Here is a 17737-nt window from a genome sequence, read left to right on the forward strand (position 1 = left end):
GGCACAGCAGTGCGACACTGCAGCCTGTCCGGGCTTTGTTTTGTTTAATTTTTGCGCTCGGCCTTATTCTGGTACATTTTTGCGTCCGCCTGACGGATGGCCTCGGTGAGCGGATGTACACCGCACACACCGCCAACACTGGCCGAAAGCTCCAGCTCCGGGTAGCCTTCCACTCTGGCACTCGCCGCAGCCTCCCGCACGCGCTGTATCACATGTTCCCCGGGCCGGATGTGCGGCACCAGCAGCAGGAATTCATCGCCGCCATAGCGCACCAGCACATCGGTCTGGCGCAGGTTGCTCAGGATGGACTGTGCCACGCTCTGTAGGGCCTTATCGCCCACCAGATGGCCGAACCGGTCGTTGACCTCCTTGAAGTGATCCACGTCGATCATCACTACGCCTTCCACCTGTTCGCTCTCCGCAAGGAAGCACTCGAAGTACTGGCGGGAGTATGCCCCGGTCAGCGAATCCACAAAGGCGCTGCGGTCAAAGTTGGAGCCGCGGTCCAGCAGCATCCGGCGGCCGCCCATATCCAGCCAGCGTCCGTCCGAAAGCTTGGACACCATTTCCAGCACGCAGCCGCGTCCACCCACTTCCACATACTTTGCCATGACAAAATAAGCCTGATCGTCCTTGAACTCGATCTTGTTCAGGGATTCCTTGCGGGCAAGGGCCTTACTGGAAATGCAGTTTTCGCACCGGCCCGATTTGTTCCACACCATGTGGCAGGTGCCGGGCATCTCGGTCAGCCGGCCATCCTTGCCCAGGCTCAGCACCTTGGTGCTTTCCGGGTCCACCAGACGCACGATGTCAAAAATGCCCTTCAGGCGTTCCAGCAGTGCTTCCGGCTGGTCGCTGTTCACATCGCCCAGCATCAGCTCCTGCAGGCGGGCATGGTCATCTGTGATCTGGCCCACCACGCTTACGCAGTGGCGCACACCGGCGCGGCTCCACATGGTGTGCATCACCAGCCGGTGCAGCCGGTATTCCTGATCCACCGCGATCAGCACCAAGAATGCGGCATCCGGCTCTTCCGGCGTTGCGTCTGCAATGGCATCCAGCAGCTTGCGGCGGTCCTTGCCGGGGAGAAATGTCAGGCCCATGCCCTTATCAAAGTCCAGCTTCTGGGTTCGGTTGACCGGGTCCTCGTAGCGGTTCACCACGGTCACGCTGCCGCTGAGTATATCGTAATCGAACTGAATACCGCCGCGCTGCTCGGCATAAAAAGCGGTGCGCTCCCGTTCCAGATCCAGCAGGCGCTGGGCACGATCCTCACGGGGCAGAGCTTCGCGGTGCAGGATCTCCTCCGAAAGGCGGCGGGTCTCGTGGCGGAAACCGCGGTCATACTCCGAGCGCTGCAGCTCTGTGCGCAGCAACTCCGAGGATTCTTTCAGGCATTCCATCAGCAGCGGATTGAAGCTACCGCACTCGCCGTGCAGGATCATGTCAACGGCCTTTTCGTGGCTGTAGGACTGCTTATAACAGCGCTCGCTGGTCAGTGCGTCGTACACATCGGCCAGTGCCACCACCTGTGCTGCAATGGGGATCTCGTCGCCCTTGAGCCTGTCCGGGTAGCCGCCGCCGTCCCACCGCTCGTGGTGCCAGCGGCAGATAGCGTGTGCCACCTTTACCAGCGGTTCGTCCTGCCCGATGGCAAGCCCCTTCAGGATCCTGGCACCCTCGGTGGTGTGGGTCTTGATGGCGGCGTACTCTTCCTCGGTCAGGCGGCCGGGCTTGTTCAGGATCTCTTCCGGGATCATGATTTTGCCGATATCGTGCAGCGCCGACGCTGTGCTGATCAGCGAGATATCACTCTCGTCCAGCTGGTAGCGGTCCGTCTTCTGCGCCAGCTGATGCAGGAGCAGGCCGGTCAGGGTGCGGATGTGCAGCACATGCTGGCCGCTCTCGCTGTTGCGGAACTCCACCACATGGCTCAGAATGCTGATCATCAGCACACCGTTGTGCTCTTTTTCGTACACCTGATCGGTCACAAGGCGGGTAAGGCGCTTCTGCTTTGCGTAAAGCATGAGCGCATTCTTCACCCGGCGCAGCACCATGACCCGCTCGAACGGGCGGCGGATGTAATCGGCCACGCCCATATCATAGGCGCGCTCGACGCTTCGGGTGTCCTCTGCCGCGCTGATCACAATGACCGGGATTTCCTCCTGCCATGCATAGCACTGCATCACCCGCAGCACATCAAAGCCGTCCATTTCCGGCATGATCAGGTCCAGCAGCACCAGCGCGATATCGGTGCGTCTGCGCAGAATTTCGATCGCGCGCAGGCCGTTCTCGGCTTCCAGATATTCGTAGCTCTCGCCCAGAATCTCCTTGAGCATGGCGCGGTTGATCTCCGAGTCATCCACGATCAGTATTTTCTGTTTTGGTTCCATCTCAACCGATCCTCGCTCCTGTACTTCCGGCCGCAGGGTCTTCCGTTTCCTACCGGACCACAAAAAAGCTGCTGCAACAGCTTTGCGCTTTGCAGCAGCTTTTCATTTCACTCATATCTGCTTTTTTTGCAGGTCATCCAGCTTTCCGTCATGCGCCCATCATATCGTCGAACCAGTTCATCAGCTCCACCGAGAGGTGCTCCAATCTGGTCTGGGGCTTCCAGTCCGGCTGAGCAGGCTGCGGAGCCTCCGGCCCGGGCTGTGGGGGCTGTTCGGCCTCCGGCTCCGGCCGCGGACTCTGCGCTGCCGATGGTTCCGGCTGCGGGGACGTATGTGCCGCAACCGGCACAGGCCGCACAGCTTCCGCATGGCGGGCCAGCTCCTGACGTAGCTGCTCTGCATGAGCGCTCGCGCACTCAGCCTCCTGCCGCGCCTGCTCACAGGCCGCTTCCAGCTGGGCATTTTCCTGCCGCAGCGCGGCCATCTGCCGTTCACAGGCAAACAGACGAGTCTGATAGCGCAAAATTTCCGCACTGGCCGCTGCCAGCTTTCGGTTCATCTGCTCCAGCTGGGCACACACCGCCTTGGGCGGCTCTGCCGGAGCCTTTGCCGCGGCAGACTGGGCACAGCGCTGCCGCGAACCATTGTTCTGCTGCCTGCCCTGCGCCATGGTGTCCCTCCGATCCATCCGATACGCCTGATCTGCTTATGACGGCCAGCTTTTTATCTGCGCTTGTTCAGCATGGCCATCAGCTGGTCGTAATAGCCATTATCGCTGTTGTCCTCTTCCACGGGCTTTTCAGCAGTGGGTGCCGGTGCAGCGCCGCCTGCGGCAGAAGCTGCCGGGCTTGCAGTCTCGCTGCTGAACACAGCAGACGGAGTGGACTGTGCGCCGCCCATTGCATTGCTGATGCTGCTGCGCAGGTCGCTTGCGCTCTTGTTGTCAAAACCGGTAGCAACCACGGTCACGCGCATCTCGTCCGAGAGGTTCTCGTCGAACGCAGTACCCCAGATGATGTTTGCATCGGGATGTGCGCTCTGGGTAATGAGACCTGCTGCGGTCTCCACATCCTCCAGACCGATGTCCGGGCTGGAAGTGATGTTGATGATCACGCCGTGTGCACCGGCAATGCTGGTCTCCAGCAGCGGAGAAGAAATGGCAGCCTTTGCGGCGTTCTCGGCTTTGCCTGCGCCCTTGGCACTGCCCACGCCCATGTGTGCGTAGCCGGCATCCTTCATGATGGAGCGCACGTCGGCGAAGTCCAGGTTGATGAAGGCAGGCACATTGATCAGAGCGGAAATGGACTCAACGCCCTGACGCAGCACGTTATCGGCTGCCTGGAAGGCATTCATCAGGGTGATCTTTTCCTGGCTGATCATCTTCAGGCGCTCATTGGGAATGACGATCAGACTGTCCACATGCATGAGCAGGTTTGCAATGCCCTGCTCTGCCAGACCCATCTTGCGCTTGCCCTCAAAGGAGAAGGGCTTGGTGACGATGCCAACGGTCAGGATGCCCAGATCATGTGCCACCTCGGCCACAACGGGTGCTGCACCGGTGCCGGTGCCGCCGCCCATACCGGCAGTGATAAACACCATCTGGGAACCCTTGAGCGCATTTGCGATCTCGTCCTTGCTCTCTTCAGCGGCGCGCTGGCCGATCTCGGGGTCTGCACCGGCACCGCGGCCCTTGGTCAGCTTGGAACCCAGCTGCACCTTGGTGGCAGCGTGGTTCTTGGCCAGAGCCTGCTGGTCGGTGTTCATTGCGATAAATTCGACGCCCTGCAGGCCGTCGCTGACCATGCGGTTGACAGCGTTGCCGCCGCCGCCGCCCACGCCGATCACCTTGATCGTCGTAACGTTTTCGTCCATTTCTTCATCGAGCATGAGTGCCATAACTTTGTCCTCCATCGGATTTTATCGTAAAACTGCGCATAGCGCACAGAAATTATCTGCTTACACTTATATAACTGTATCGTATCATCTTTTTGCCCTGAATGCAAGTCAATTTTGCTTTTTTGAAGGTGTTTTTTTCTCGCTGGCGCTTTCCCGCGGCATTTCCCGCTCAATTTGGGCACCAAGTTCCGCCAGCATCTGTGCAAAACCGGCATATCCGCGGTCGATGTAACCGGTGTCGGTAATGCGGCTCTGTCCCCTTGCCGCCAGCGCGGCCACCACCAGTGCCGCGCCTCCGCGCAGGTCCGCAGCACGTGCACACGCGCCCTGCAGCTGCCGCACCGGCCGGATGTCCAGTGTGCGTCCCTGCACCTGCACAGCGGCTCCAAAAGCCGCAAAACCCTCTGCACAGCCGAATCTCCGCTCAAACACCACATCCTCGATGCTGCTGGCGCTGTCGGCGGCAAGCATGGCAGCAGCAAGCAGCGGCGCTGCGTCTGTTGCCAGTGCCGGGTATACCCCGGTAAACACTCTGCCCGCGCCGTGCAGCGCGCCCAGCCGGGTAATGACCGCACTTTCCGGCTCTGTTTCTACCCTGCAGCCCATTTGTGCCAGAATTTCCAGCAGCGGTGCATAGGTCTCCGGCCTGCAGCCGGTCAGTTCCACCCGGCCTCCTGCCGCCGCGCAGGCACAGGCAAGGGTGGATGCCACGATGCGGTCGGCCATGGGCGCAAAGCTGCAGCTATACAGCATTCGTCTGCCCTGCACCCGGATGGTGCTGGTGCCCGCGCCCTGTACACAGCCGCCGCAGCGGTTCAGGAATGCTGCCAGATCGCTGATCTCCGGTTCTCGTGCGGCCCCGCGCAGGACCGTCTCGCCCTGCGCCGCAGCTGCTGCCAGAAGCAGGGTCTCGGTAGCACCCACGCTGGGGAACCCAAGTGTGATGTCCGCACCGTGCAGTCCGGCAGGCGCTGTCAGGATCAGCCTTGCCCCCTCCTCCCGGCAGTGCACGCCCATCTGCGCAAGGCCGGAAAGATGCAGGTCCACCGGCCTTGCACCAATGCGGCACCCGCCGGGCAGCACCGTTTCCACCCGGCCAAGCCGTGCCAGAAGCGGTGCGCAGAACAAAATGGATGCCCGCATCCGCGCGGCGGCTTCCGGCGCAAGGCGGCAGGTGGAAGGCACGCCCTGCACCGTGATGTCGCTGCCCTGCCAGCGGGCCGTGCAGCCCGCACCCTGCAAAAGCTCCACGCTGGTGTCCACATCCGCAAGATGCGGCACCTGCAGAAAACGCACCGTGCCATTGCACAAAAGGGCCGCTGCCAGCAGCGGCAGCACGCTGTTTTTGGCTGCCGGGATTTGTACTGTGCCGTTCAGCGGCATGCCGCCTGTGATGATAAGATCTCCGCCCATGCAAAAAGCCCCCGTTCCGCAAAAGATACCTCATGCTATGCGGCGCGAAGGCTTTTTGTTTATTTTGTCTGCAGTTGTGCCATTTGTTTGTCCGGTCATTTGTGGCTGCACCGGCAGAGGATGCTGTCGTTTTATGGCAGGGAACGCCCGGTTTTATGTCTCCCCGCGGGACACCGACAGCACGATGCCCATTTCGCCCAGCAGCATCATCAGACTGGTGCCGCCGGAGGAAAAAAACGGCAGGCTGATGCCGGTATTGGGGATGGTGTTGGTGACTACCGCCATATTCAGCACTGCCTGCAGGGCCACCTGCACCACAAAGCCCACTACCAGCAGCGCACCGAACCGATCCGGTGCATGCGCCGCCAGCGTGATGCCCCGCCACAGCAGCAGCGCAAACAGCAGGATCACCGCGCAGGCCCCCACAAAGCCAAGCTCCTCGCACAGGATGGAAAAGATGAAGTCGTTCTGCGGTTCGGGCACGAACAGGTGCTTCTGGCGGCTGCTGCCAAGGCCAAGGCCCGCCGCGCCCCCGGAGCCGATGGCATACAGGCTCTGGATGGTCTGGTGGCCGTCGCCCAGCGGATCGGCAAAGGGATCCAGCCATGAGCTGAGACGGCTGGTCGCGTAGGGCACAAGGTCCGGCATAATGATGATGGCAGCTCCAATGGCCGCTGCACCGCCCGCCCCGGCCAGCACGAACCACTTGAGGCCGGTGCCGCCCACGAACATGAGCACCGCGCCGATGCCCAAAATGAGCACGGTGCCGGAAAGGTGCGGTTCCAGCAGCATGAGCACCGCCACCGCTCCCAGCACCAGTGCAAAGGGCAGCACCCCCACCGCAAAGCTGCCCATGCGGTCGTGGTTGAGCGCAATGATATGCGCAAACACCAGCACCACCGCAAATTTGGCGATCTCGCTGGGCTGCAGTGTGCCCAGGCCCGGCAGCACCAGCCAGCGCTTGCAGCCGTTGTACTCCGGCATGAACAGCACCGCCGTCAGCAGTACCATTGAAAGCGCCAGCAGCGGCCATGCCAGTTTGTGGTAAACATGGTAGTCCACCCGGCTTGCCACCCACATGGCCCCGATGCCCAGCGCAGCATACAGCAGCTGCGGCCGCAGGTAGGCAAAGGCATCGCCCCGCCGGTACAGCGCCACTGCACTGCTGGCACTGCCCAGCATTACAAGGCCAAAGCCCACCAGCGTGAGCACCAGCACCAGAAACGGCAGGTCCATGGCCGGCAGATGCCGCAGCGGCAGGCCGCGCTTTGCATGGGCAGCAGCTTTGTGCATCCGTATCACCTCCGTTCCTTTATTGTACGCGGCGGCGGTGCCGGTTAGTCATATCCCCGGCGCACCGGCGCATACACTTGCCCAGAGAAGGAGGTGCCTGCCATGCCAAAACCGGAGCCGCGCCCCTTGCGCACCCTGCCGGAACGGACATTCCATGCCCGGGCACGGCTGGTGGCCGCGTTGATGTGCTGCGTCTGCTTTGCGGGGCTTGCCGCGCGGCTGGCGTATCTGCAGCTGTTTTCAGGCGACTGGTATACGAGCCGTGCCCTCGGCCAGCAATTGCGCGATACTGTGGTGCCTGCCGACCGGGGCCGTATCTACAGCGCCGACGGTGTACTGCTTGCCGCCAACAGCAGCTGCTGGACATTGCGGGCCTCCCCGCGCGAGATGCCGGAGGAAAAGCTCAGCCTTGCCGCGCAGGGCCTTGCGGAAATATTGGAGCTGGACGAAGCGAAGCTGCTGGAAAAATTCAGTGACCGCACCTCCAACGATTGCCTTTTGCGCTACCGCGTGGAGCGCGACACCGCCGACCGCGTGCGGGATTTTTGTGAAGAGAACAGTATCACCGGCATCCGCATCAATCAGGACTCCAAGCGCTGGTACCCGGAGGGGGAATTTCTGGCCAGCGTGCTGGGCTTTACCAATGTAGACAACGCCGGTGTGAGCGGGCTGGAGCTGAAATATAACGATGTGCTCACCGGGCAGAATGGTGTGGTGCTCACCGCCGTCAACGCTTGGGGCTACACACTGGAGCAGAGCTACGAGACCGAAAAAGTGCCCTTGGAAGGCAGCGGCCTGCGGCTGACTGTCGATGCCAACATCCAGCATTACCTTGAAAACGCGCTGGATTATGCGGTCAAGGAGCATCATGTGGCGGCGCGCGCCGTGGGCATCGTGATGGACGTGAACACCGGGGCCGTGCTGGCCATGTCCACCACGCCCGCCTACGACCCGAACCAGCCGCGCGTGATCTACGATGCAGCCGCCCGCAAGGCCGTGGATGCCCTTACCGGCAGCGAGCGCGCTGCCGCCCTGCAGCTGGCCCAGCAGACCCAGTGGCGCAACAAGGCCGTCAGCGACCTGTACGAGCCGGGCAGCGTGTTCAAGCTCATCACCTGCGCCGCCGCGCTGGATGCCGGGGCTGTGAGCAAAAACTCCACCTTTTACTGCGGCGAGTCCATCTCGGTGGCGGGCACACGGTTCCACTGCGCCAACCACAAGCGCCACGGCAGCCAGACCGTGACCCAGGCGCTGGAAAATTCCTGCAACCAGAGCTTTATCCAGATCGGCGCGCGGCTGGGCAAGGAAGCCTTCTGCGATTACTTTGCCGCTTTCGGCCTGCGGGAGCCAACCGGGGTCGATCTGCCCGCCGAACCCAAAAAGAGTCTGTACTACACCGCCGACCGCATGGGGCCGGTGGAGCTGGCCTCCTGCGCCTTCGGCCAGAGCAGCAAGATCTCCTATATGGAAATGGCCGCAGCCGTGTGCGCTGTGGTGAACGGCGGCAGGCTGATGCAGCCTTATCTTGTCAGCGATATCCTGAACCCGGACGGCAGCATTCTTCAGCACACAGAGCCGGTGTGCAGGCGGCAGGTGATCAAACCGGAAACTTCTGAAACCATGCGTGAGATGATGGAAGCCGTGGTGCTCTACGGCGGCGGGCGCAATGCCCGCATCCAAGGCTACCGGGTGGGCGGCAAGAGCGGCACCAGCCAGAAGCTGGACAGCGCCGACGAAAAAGCCCGTATTGCCAGCTTTGTGGCCGTGGCTCCCATCGACGACCCGCAGTTTTTGTGTCTGGTGTGCTTGGACGAACCCCACAGCTGGACGACTGCCGGCGGCAGCCTTTCAGCCCCGGTGTGCGCCGAGGTTCTGGAACAGACGCTGGTGTACAAGGGCGTGCCCCGCGCCGTGGAACCGGAAACCGATACCGATCCCGCCCAGACCGCTGCCGACCTGCCCGCCGACGGTGACAGCTTTGACGGGGCGTAAGCAAAAAACGGCCCCGGAAAGGTCTTCCGACTTTCCCGGGGCTGCAATGTTTTTTTGTTTAATTCTGCTGCGGCTGCTCGCGGAAGACGATCTCGCCGGTCTCGCTGTTCATGGACTCCACAATGGCAAGGCTCTCCAGCTGGATGCCCTTGCTGCGGATCAGCTCGCCGCCCTGCTGGAAGCCCTTTTCCACGGCAATGCCGATGCCCTCCACTGTGGCGCCGGCCTCCTGGGCCAGATCCAGCAGGCCCATCAGGGCACAGCCGTTGGCAAGGAAATCGTCAATGATCAGCACATGGTCTTCCGGGGTGAGGAACTTTTTGGAGACGATCACATTGTAGATCTTTTTGTGGGTGAAGGACTGGATCTTGGTTTCGTAGTTGTTGTAGTCCAGATTGATGCTCATGGACTTTTTGGCAAATACCACCGGCACGTTGAACTCGCTGGCCACGATGGCTGCAATGCCAATGCCGCTGGCCTCGATGGTGAGCACCTTGTTGATGGGCTTGCCTGCAAACAGGCGCTTCCACTCCTTTGCCATCTCCCGGAACAGCGGAATGTCCATCTGGTGGTTGATAAAGCTATCCACCTTGAGCACATTGCCCTCGCGTACGATACCATCTTTGCGAATACGATCTTCCAGCATCTTCATAGTGCAGCAGTTCCTCCAACCTGATCTTTTCCATGCCCATGCGTTTGCAGCGCATATTTCTCTTTTTATTTCACTTAGTATACCGGATGCTCTTTCCTTTGGCAAGAGGTTTTCTTGATAAATTTATAGGTTTTCCGCTCTTGTACTTTTTACAGATTCGAGTATACTGTAGTTAATATAAGGTGTGTCCGGCATCTGTGCACCGGCACACAGGAGGGGAGAGCATATATGAAAACGGGTCTTGTGCTGGAAGGCGGTGCCATGCGCGGCATGTTTACCGCCGGTGTTCTGGATGTATTGATGGAGCATGGCATCGTGCTGGATGGTGCCATTGGCGTTTCGGCCGGTGCGGTGTTCGGCTGCAACTACAAGTCCCATCAGATCGGCCGTGTGATCCGCTACAACACCCAGTATTGCAACGATAAGCGCTACGCAAGCTTCGGCAACCTGCTGCGCACCGGCAACCTGTACAGTGAGCAGTTCTGCTACCACACCGTGCCGGAAAAGCTGGACGTGTTCGACGCAAAGGCATTTGCAGAGAACCCCATGGATTTTTTTGTGGTGTGCACCGATGTGCGTACCGGCGACCCCATCTATCACAAATGCCGCACCGGCGATGCCGAGGATATCCAGTGGATGCAGGCATCCGCTTCCATGCCGCTGGCGGCCAAGATCGTAAAGATCGGCCATTATCAGCTGCTGGACGGCGGCATTGCCGATTCCATCCCCGTGCGGTTCTTCGAGTCCATCGGCTACAAACGCAACCTCATTGTGCTGACCCAGCCCAAGGGCTTTGTGAAAAAGAAGAACAAGATGCTGCCCGTCATCCGGGCACGCTACCTGCGCTACCCCGCTTTCGTGGAAGCCGTTGCCGACCGTCACGAACGCTACAACGAAACGCTGGATCACATTGCCATGCTGGAGCAGACCGGCAAGGCGTTCGTCATCCGCCCGCCCATCCCGCTGGAGATCGGCTCCATGGAGCGCGATCCGGTCCAGCTGCGCCGCGTCTACGAGACCGGCCGTGCCGTTGCCGAAATTCAGGTGGATAAGATTGCCGCCTTTGTGAACGAATCCAAAGCTGCAGCGGAAGAGTAACGGCGGCACAAACAGATATCCTGCATGTGCATAGCCCCCACGGGGAAGCAGCTCTTTTGATCGAAGCGCAGGTGCGCAGCCAGAAGGTCTACATGTGATGTTTTCGCGGCACCACGAAAATGTTAACGTCAACAAAATCATGGTATAGCAGCAGCCCCGGTGAACCTGACGGTCCATCGGGGCTGTTTTTGCGCCGTCTTCAACGACATCGCCGCAGCTGTTCGAATCCACCTGCATTTATGAGCCCCACGCACAAGCAAAATAAAAAGCTCTAACGTACTAAATACGCTAGAGCTTTTTGGGGTGGGCGCGGGTGGATGTCGCGAGCCGCGCATCTAAAAAAGCCCCGTAGGGGCTTTTTTGCCCTCCGGGCTATTCGGCGGGCCGATGCTGTTCGAATCCGCCCGCCCAATAAGTCTGGCTTTGCAGTAATACAAAAACCTCAGCGTACTTGCATACGTTGAGGTTTTTTTGGTGGGCGCGGGTGGATGTCGCGAGCCGCGCATCTAAAAAAGCCCCGCAGGGGCTTTTTTGCCCTCCGGACTATTCGGCGGGCCGATGCTGTTCGAATCCGCCCGCCCAGTGAGTCTGGCTTTGCAGCAAAACAAAAACCTCAGCGTACTTTCATACGTTGAGGCTTTTTGGTGGAGCGAAGCAACCTAAATCCGAACCATTGCCCTCTGGGGCATCTTTGGCGGCAATTTCATCGAAAGTGATGGTTTTTGTGCCGTCTTTGTAGTTGAATGTAATCAAAACTTTTTCATCATAGAGATAAACGGCGTTCACGAAGGTATTGATAAGCGTTTCCCGGTGGCTTTTTACGTTCGGGTCGAGCTTGCGGAACCGGGTCAGCCAGAAACGAACCTGATTTTCGCTTAACCGTGGCCGAGCGATTTTTTCTTCGGCAATCCGAATCTCAAGTTCTTTCTGCTGGGCTTCCAGCTTATCCAAACGCGATTTGGTGGAGTTGGTCAGCACACCCGCTTGGATAGCGTTCAGCATATTCTCAATGCCGTTCTCCACCTCGCGCATCTGCTTTTCCAGCAAAGGGAGCGTGGTGTTTTCCTGATCCTGCAACTCCATCACTTCTGCAACGATGGCATCAATCACGGCATCGTCCTGAATCAGCTTCATGGTTTCAGCCACGACCAAATCTTCCAGCCATTCCTTACGGACGGTCTTTTTCTTGCAGGTCTTGAAACGCTTCGCGGTGGCGCACTTATAATAATGATGAACGACCTTGTTTCTACCCGTACCGCACTCGCCGAACATCATCGCGCCGCACATTCCACAGAACAGCTTGGTGGTGAGCAAGTAATCATCCTCGGCCTTGTGACGGGCAGGAGCGCGGCTGTTCTTCTTGATTTTTTGCTGCACTTCTTCAAACAAGTCCTTGTCCACGATGGCCGGGATGCTGTCGGGCATCACAATGTCCTTGAAGTGGTTTTCTCCGATGTACCGTTTGTTCGTCAGCAGCTTCTGAACACTGTTGTAGGTGAACTTTTGGTTGCGGTTGGTGGTCACGCCACTGTCGTTCAGCCAGTTCATCAGTTCTTTCATGGTCGCGCCATCGTTATACCGCTGAAAGGCTTCTACCACAAAGGGAGCTTTCAGCGGGTCGATTTGAAAGAACTTCTCCTCGTCCACCTTAAAACCAATGGGAATCGTGCCGCCGTTGTACTTGCCCTTCAGAACATTCTCAGTCATGCCGCGCACAACTTTTTCAGAAAGTTCTGCGGAATAGTATTCAGCCATGCCGGTCAGCATACTCTTGACCATGATACCCGCAGGGCTGTCAGAGATAGGCTCCGTGGCAGATACCAGCTTGACATGATTTCGTTCCAACTGGTACTCATAATGTGCAGAATCGTAGCGGTTCCGGGCAAAGCGGTCGAGCTTCCAGACCAACACGATATCAAACAACCGCTTTTCGCTGTCCTTGATCATCTGCTGGAAATCCGGGCGGTTGTCGGTTTTGGCGGAAAGGGCGCGGTCAATGTAGTGCTTGACCACGGTAATGCCGTTCTTTTCGGCGTAGGCCGTACACTCGCGAATCTGACCTTCGATGGATTCTTCACGCTGGTTATCGCTGGAATAGCGGGCGTAAATCACGGCGGTCATGCAAACACCCCTTTCACTTCATTCTCCGCAGGCGGCGCACAAGGTCGGATGCGCTGTACAGCACACGAGCCACCGAAACAGCATCCCCGCCCACAAAGTAGAACACCGAGTAGTTGTCCACCAGCATCTGCCGCAGCCCTTGAGTGCGCTCCGGCTCACTTTCCACTAGCGCACAGCGCTCTGGCAGGATGTTCAGGGATTGGATGGCTTCTGCAATACGATTATACTGCCCCATAGCCGTGTCAGGCTCCAGCAGACGGTCAGCAATATAGCTGTAAATCTGCTCCATATCGCTGAGGGCTGCACGAGAAATTTTCACGTCATACTGCTTCATCTGTGCTGTTCCCTGAACTGTGCGAATGCGCTTGCCGCATCCACGGTATCACCGTTCTGAATTTCCTTAATGCCTACCTGCAAGGCTGCATGAAGCTGATCATCGGTCATGGTGTCAGCATTCAGAGCCGCAGGAGCTTTCGGCAGGGACAGAGAAAAGGGGATGCCGCCAGTCAGGGTGATCTGGCGCAGGTACATATCAATGGCGGTTGCCATCGGGATGCCGAGCTGCTTCAGCACATCCTCGGCTTGCTGCTTAACGGTGGGGTTGACACGAAGATTGAGTGTCATCGTTTTTTCCATGGTTATCACCTCGGTCTTATTGTAACGTATTTTGCGTTGCAAGTCAATTCGAGGTGAACGCGCAAATGAAATTCTCCATATCGCACAATATATTCATCGTTAAATTGTTCAAAGCGCGGGATATTCACCCTCTATAATAAATTCTTGGAGTGTGCCTAGCTTTTGCTGAGTAGTAAGTTTGAATATTATCTCTCTTGGCTGCGACCATGGCAGACTGGAAGTTTAACCTTCAATAAACTATTTACTGTACAATTCTTTTAGAATACACCAAAGATTCATTATCACACCAACGCCACCAACAAGTGCAATGAGAATCCCTGCAACTACTGTAAGGCGAACATTTTGATTAAAGGCATACCATAAAAAATTAGTGTCCGCACAAAGTATAAGCAAAATTCCAACAATAAATATGCTTACCGATACGATTGCTGTAAGAATTTTTTTCATGTTACACTCTCCTTTGTGTATCACTGTTATTCTCCGAGAAAGTTCGACTCACATCCCTATGATAGTGAACACATCATTCGTTTCAAAACACTTTGCTGCCCAAGGAACTGCTTCTGCAATAATCTCTTTGCAAGTACATCCATCCGATTGACTTTTTGTTAAAATATTATCCCATTGTACTTTTGTAACGATTGTTATTCCATAAAAGTCAAACTCTGGAATCACTTCAAGAATCAGATCTGAAACATGGCGGCTATTCCATACTTCATCACTGATGCTAATAGATGTGTCAAGCCAGCACTTGTCATGATACTGCCCTTGTTGAAATTCCAAGTAGCAGCTGCTGTGTGAGGCTTTTCTTTGATCTTCGTCAATAAAATACTTCAAATTAGTTCACCCGTATTAGCAGATAGCTGTGGTCATCGCTATGTACTACAAGCGGAAAAGTTATATCAAATCCCATTGATCGTTAGCAATTCAACCCATCACAGTAACCATCTGGAAGTATTGATACTGATATTCGTCTTCTAATACAGCCTGCATCTCTTCCATGTATAACGGGTCTTTCAACAGTTTGAGATGAAATGCTCGCTCTCTCCAAAGTCGGACTCCAATTTCAGGGAAAAGATATTCCGTTCCCAGTTGCAAGTCCTTTTCGTTGCAAACAACGTTGTCCTTTTTCATTAAGCTATCAATAATACACTCGGCGGTTGTATTAAACATATCCAGCCCGAACAATTTTATTGATGCCACTTTAGACAACTCTCTCTGGATGCCGATTTCAGTAGCTTTTCCGTTCCGATACTGCACCAGAAAGAACGAATCATTATCCATATATCGTCCTGTTATCAAATTAGGATCACCAGTTTCAGCACAACGCTCCATTTGCATTGCTTCATCAGAAGAATTCGACCACTGTTTCTTCATTTGTAGAAGAGCATTTTCTAGCTCATCTGGTGCCATACCTAATTTTAATTGTCCAATTCCAATATGTGGTATAATAATTATCTCTTTCATAACAAAACCTTATACCAAAAAGGTAAACCACACAAATGCAGCAGTTGCACATATCATCAGAACCAGTAGTATCGTACTTGCAAGTTTCTTCTCAATGGAAACTTTCTGATTTTCGCATAGGACAATCTGCTGAAGATTGTGAAATTCGGCTTCGCTGACATTTCCATTTAATGCTTTCCATGCAGTGCAGCGATCTGTAACCAGCAAAAAATCGGACAGCATTTCCATAAAGATGACAGCGAAAAATGCCAGAGAAAAGAACCACATCCCATTCCATTGAAGTTCTGTCAACACCCTCTGAAGGCTTGAAGGCTTTAATGACACTAACGAAATAATGTAAATCAACGTGTTGCAGAATTCTCTTGCTAATGGCCCTTTTTGTTTAAGAAAATCCATTTTCAACCCTTTCCTTACAAACGGAGTGACTTAACCACCAATAGCCTGATAGTAATCCGTTTTAGAACGAATCAAAGAACCGTTTGACTTGTATTCTTTGACAGTTTGATGGTAGCAATATTTTCGAAATATGTGTTCTATTTTTTCTGCATTGGAATCACCTCATATCAAGTTTGAATTCATATTCTATGCGTCAAATTGTGACTGATTTCAATGATTTTTTTGGTGATGACTAAGATGTTTTATTTAGCTCATTTCGTCCGATGCGGTAAATCTTCTTGTCTTGTTCTCCTACTTCAACAATAAGTTCATTTTTATTGTGATGAACTATTACTGGAATATAGCTATCGGAATTTTCCACCATCAAACATGTGACTCCATTCGTCCATTCACTGTTCAATTCCTTTGATAGCATGGAAATGATTTCTTCTTTCGTCATTTTGATTAATGAATAACCTCCATTTTGTACACTCCCCCAGGAGCTTTTGCTTAGTCAACGTTGCTCACACTGCGTTTGTGACAGCTTTTTTGAAAAAAGTTCAAAATCTTGTCAGCTTTGGACGCTTCAACGAAAAAGTGTCCACACATTTGTAAATAATTACAAGCGTGTGGGCAAAAATTCAGCCAGTTAGGAAATGCTCTCTGCAATTTTTAGAATCTCTTCACGCGGTATCTTTCCAATGATCGTATGTGATATGCCATCTTTCTCCCATACTAGCACATATCTTGTACGGCCTCCGCTATTGTTTGTTCCGAGTGTGGCATCGGCTGTTCCAACTTAACCTCGTTCTAAATAAACCGTCTGGCGGTATCTAACTGATTAACATTTCAACAAAGAAGCTGTGGTTGGAGCCTCCAATATTGAGCAATCCATTTTCTTTCCACTGCATCATAGGGATAACCGGGATTCCCCAGCATCTCTTTTATTCAGGATTTTTCTACTGAAATCCGGATTCCAAATCCTCCCTCTGAGTATGCAATGCTTATCCATGTTTCATCTTTTCTTAGCAAAACGCCTGTCGAAACGCTTTCTGAAGCCGATGCCTCTTCAGCGTATCCTAAGGTTTTCAATTGGTCAATATATTTTTGTATTTCTTCTTCAGAGATATTATTATAAAAGATTGCATAATACCCAGCATTAGAACCATCCAATATATATTCTATCGTTCCACTTTCCGGCTCACAAATAAGCCTAGTGTATTCATTATCCGGCCAAACTGAAGTATAAATACATTTTACATCAGACGGATTGGTTCCTCCATGTGTAGCAAATTTTCCCTGACCTGAAAAACGAATGCAAAGAAAGACCAATATCAAAACTATAAAGGCAACCGCCATACTGCTAAAAAATTCCAATTTCTTATTCATTTGGCTTGCTCCATAATTCAAACGTACAAAGCCACGATTCTTTTCTTTCGACTCTAAAGAATCGTGGCTTTTATACCCATTATCTAATGCTTTTATTACGGAATCGTGATGTCGTAGGAAATGGAGAACTGGCCACCGTTTGCCAAAGCATTCAATTTGTTTTCAAGGAAATTATCTGCATTGGAATCACCTCCATCACGGTTTCCATTTTAGATGTTGATAATAGCAAAGCACAAATAGAAAAAATCCACAATATTGTAGCAAGACGGAGAAAAAATGTCACCAAAACGGTGTAAGCGCAAAGCAGGGATTGGTTCTTGATCTCTGTTGTGAGAGTTCACAAACGTCCGGGGTGCTGTTGCCGGAAGGATGCTTTCTTCAATTTTCTTCCAGAATTCTCTGCAAATAGCGGGCTGTTTATGCTTCTTGAGAATCCATCTAGTGAATACCGACACCCTCCATGATCTTTTCTATCCAATTTGTGGAAGAATCATTTTTCTCACTAAATGACCCCAAATAATGTGACGAACTCTCAACCTCTATTATTACACCATCCGGCATTCTGTATTTTTCTAAACTGAGATTCAAACCTTTAAGTGGGATTGTTCTAGCCAGTTGAGGGATAGAAACTGTATGGAGAATATCAATTTTTGATAAACCTCTATACGTTTCTGTCTTTTCGGCTTCACTTAGCAACCGTTCTGCATACTGATTTGAAATAACCTGTATGCGAAATTGTTCTTTTTCATCCTCGGTCATCTCAAGTGGAACGCCGTGCAATGTGTCCACAATATAGGACGAAATTTTAGCGAAGTGCTCGTCAAAATCAGTGGTATCTTCGTTGGTCATATTTCTGTTCTACCCTCATTATAAGCTTTCCGGCCTGCTTAAAGTTACAGCTTTCAGCGTAAAGCTTCCGTAGTTTTTAATGCTAAACGATAGTTATCGAACTTTTCCACAGCTTTTGCAAAATCGTCGAGAAAAAGTTCTGTATCTTTTTCATTCGTACCACTTT

General features: G+C 54.1%; 17 protein-coding genes and 1 pseudogene. 2 read left to right on the plus strand and 16 right to left on the minus strand.

Annotated features, from left to right (window positions below):
- Positions 1-44 precede the first annotated feature (44 nt).
- The 5 genes from J3348_RS07275 to J3348_RS07295 form a co-directional block, all read right to left on the minus strand.
- Positions 45-2393, minus strand: coding sequence for a diguanylate cyclase (locus J3348_RS07275; RefSeq protein ID WP_207698659.1), 2349 nt, complete (start codon positions 2391-2393; stop codon positions 45-47).
- A 148-nt stretch (positions 2394-2541) separates the two neighbouring features.
- Positions 2542-3081, minus strand: a complete 540-nt coding sequence (locus J3348_RS07280; protein WP_005944431.1) for a hypothetical protein — start codon at positions 3079-3081, stop codon at positions 2542-2544.
- A gap of 35 nt (positions 3082-3116) precedes the next feature.
- Positions 3117-4289 carry a cell division protein FtsZ gene (gene ftsZ, locus J3348_RS07285; RefSeq protein ID WP_044954030.1) on the minus strand — a complete coding sequence of 391 codons (1173 nt, stop codon included), beginning with the start codon at positions 4287-4289 and terminating at the stop codon, positions 3117-3119.
- 108 nt (positions 4290-4397) lie between these two features.
- Entirely contained in the window at positions 4398-5702 is a 1305-nt protein-coding gene (locus tag J3348_RS07290) for a UDP-N-acetylglucosamine 1-carboxyvinyltransferase (protein WP_207698660.1), read from the minus strand.
- Between the two features lie 153 nt (positions 5703-5855).
- Positions 5856-6995, minus strand: a complete 1140-nt coding sequence (locus J3348_RS07295; RefSeq protein WP_207698661.1) for a putative peptidoglycan glycosyltransferase FtsW — start codon at positions 6993-6995, stop codon at positions 5856-5858.
- Between the two features lie 102 nt (positions 6996-7097).
- Between J3348_RS07295 and J3348_RS07300 the strand changes: the two genes are divergently transcribed.
- Positions 7098-8987 (plus strand): penicillin-binding transpeptidase domain-containing protein, encoded by a 1890-nt coding sequence (locus J3348_RS07300; RefSeq protein WP_207698662.1) that lies wholly within the window; start codon positions 7098-7100, stop codon positions 8985-8987.
- 58 nt (positions 8988-9045) lie between these two features.
- On the opposite strand, the gene J3348_RS07305 is transcribed toward J3348_RS07300, so the two are convergent.
- The gene (locus tag J3348_RS07305; protein ID WP_005944437.1) at positions 9046-9639 is read right to left on the minus strand and encodes a xanthine phosphoribosyltransferase; all 594 of its coding nucleotides are present in this window, start codon (positions 9637-9639) and stop codon (positions 9046-9048) included.
- A 228-nt stretch (positions 9640-9867) separates the two neighbouring features.
- Between J3348_RS07305 and J3348_RS07310 the strand changes: the two genes are divergently transcribed.
- On the plus strand, positions 9868-10737 hold the full coding sequence (locus J3348_RS07310; RefSeq protein WP_005944439.1) for a patatin family protein: 870 nt from the start codon (positions 9868-9870) through the stop codon (positions 10735-10737).
- A 624-nt stretch (positions 10738-11361) separates the two neighbouring features.
- Here J3348_RS07310 and J3348_RS07315 read toward each other — a convergent pair.
- From J3348_RS07315 to J3348_RS07360, 10 genes and pseudogenes are all read right to left on the minus strand, one after another.
- Complete coding sequence (locus J3348_RS07315; RefSeq protein ID WP_207698663.1) at positions 11362-12858, minus strand: recombinase family protein; 1497 nt, start codon at positions 12856-12858, stop codon at positions 11362-11364.
- A 13-nt stretch (positions 12859-12871) separates the two neighbouring features.
- Positions 12872-13192, minus strand: a complete 321-nt coding sequence (locus J3348_RS07320; RefSeq protein WP_207698664.1) for a type II toxin-antitoxin system RelE/ParE family toxin — start codon at positions 13190-13192, stop codon at positions 12872-12874.
- Positions 13189-13494 carry a type II toxin-antitoxin system RelB/DinJ family antitoxin gene (locus tag J3348_RS07325; protein ID WP_035393314.1) on the minus strand — a complete coding sequence of 102 codons (306 nt, stop codon included), beginning with the start codon at positions 13492-13494 and terminating at the stop codon, positions 13189-13191. The genes J3348_RS07320 and J3348_RS07325 overlap by 4 nt, the downstream gene beginning before the upstream one ends.
- A gap of 237 nt (positions 13495-13731) precedes the next feature.
- Positions 13732-13941 carry a hypothetical protein gene (locus J3348_RS07330; protein ID WP_097775234.1) on the minus strand — a complete coding sequence of 70 codons (210 nt, stop codon included), beginning with the start codon at positions 13939-13941 and terminating at the stop codon, positions 13732-13734.
- Between the two features lie 48 nt (positions 13942-13989).
- Positions 13990-14328, minus strand: a complete 339-nt coding sequence (locus tag J3348_RS07335; RefSeq protein WP_133300805.1) for a hypothetical protein — start codon at positions 14326-14328, stop codon at positions 13990-13992.
- Between the two features lie 90 nt (positions 14329-14418).
- Positions 14419-14958: a hypothetical protein gene (locus J3348_RS07340; protein ID WP_097775233.1), complete on the minus strand. Its 540-nt coding sequence runs from the start codon at positions 14956-14958 to the stop codon at positions 14419-14421.
- A 9-nt stretch (positions 14959-14967) separates the two neighbouring features.
- Positions 14968-15354, minus strand: coding sequence for a hypothetical protein (locus tag J3348_RS07345; RefSeq protein ID WP_223382614.1), 387 nt, complete (start codon positions 15352-15354; stop codon positions 14968-14970).
- Positions 15355-15982: 628 nt separating this feature from the next.
- Positions 15983-16117: pseudogene (locus J3348_RS14380) on the minus strand (DUF4367 domain-containing protein); the annotation flags it as partial.
- Positions 16118-16281: 164 nt separating this feature from the next.
- Positions 16282-16722, minus strand: a complete 441-nt coding sequence (locus tag J3348_RS07355; protein WP_005929376.1) for a hypothetical protein — start codon at positions 16720-16722, stop codon at positions 16282-16284.
- A 438-nt stretch (positions 16723-17160) separates the two neighbouring features.
- Positions 17161-17571 (minus strand): hypothetical protein, encoded by a 411-nt coding sequence (locus J3348_RS07360; protein WP_015564578.1) that lies wholly within the window; start codon positions 17569-17571, stop codon positions 17161-17163.
- Between the last annotated feature and the right edge of the window lie 166 nt (positions 17572-17737).

Source organism: Faecalibacterium sp. Marseille-Q4896 (assembly GCF_017377615.1).
GTDB classification, from domain to species: Bacteria; Bacillota; Clostridia; order Oscillospirales; family Ruminococcaceae; genus Faecalibacterium; species Faecalibacterium taiwanense.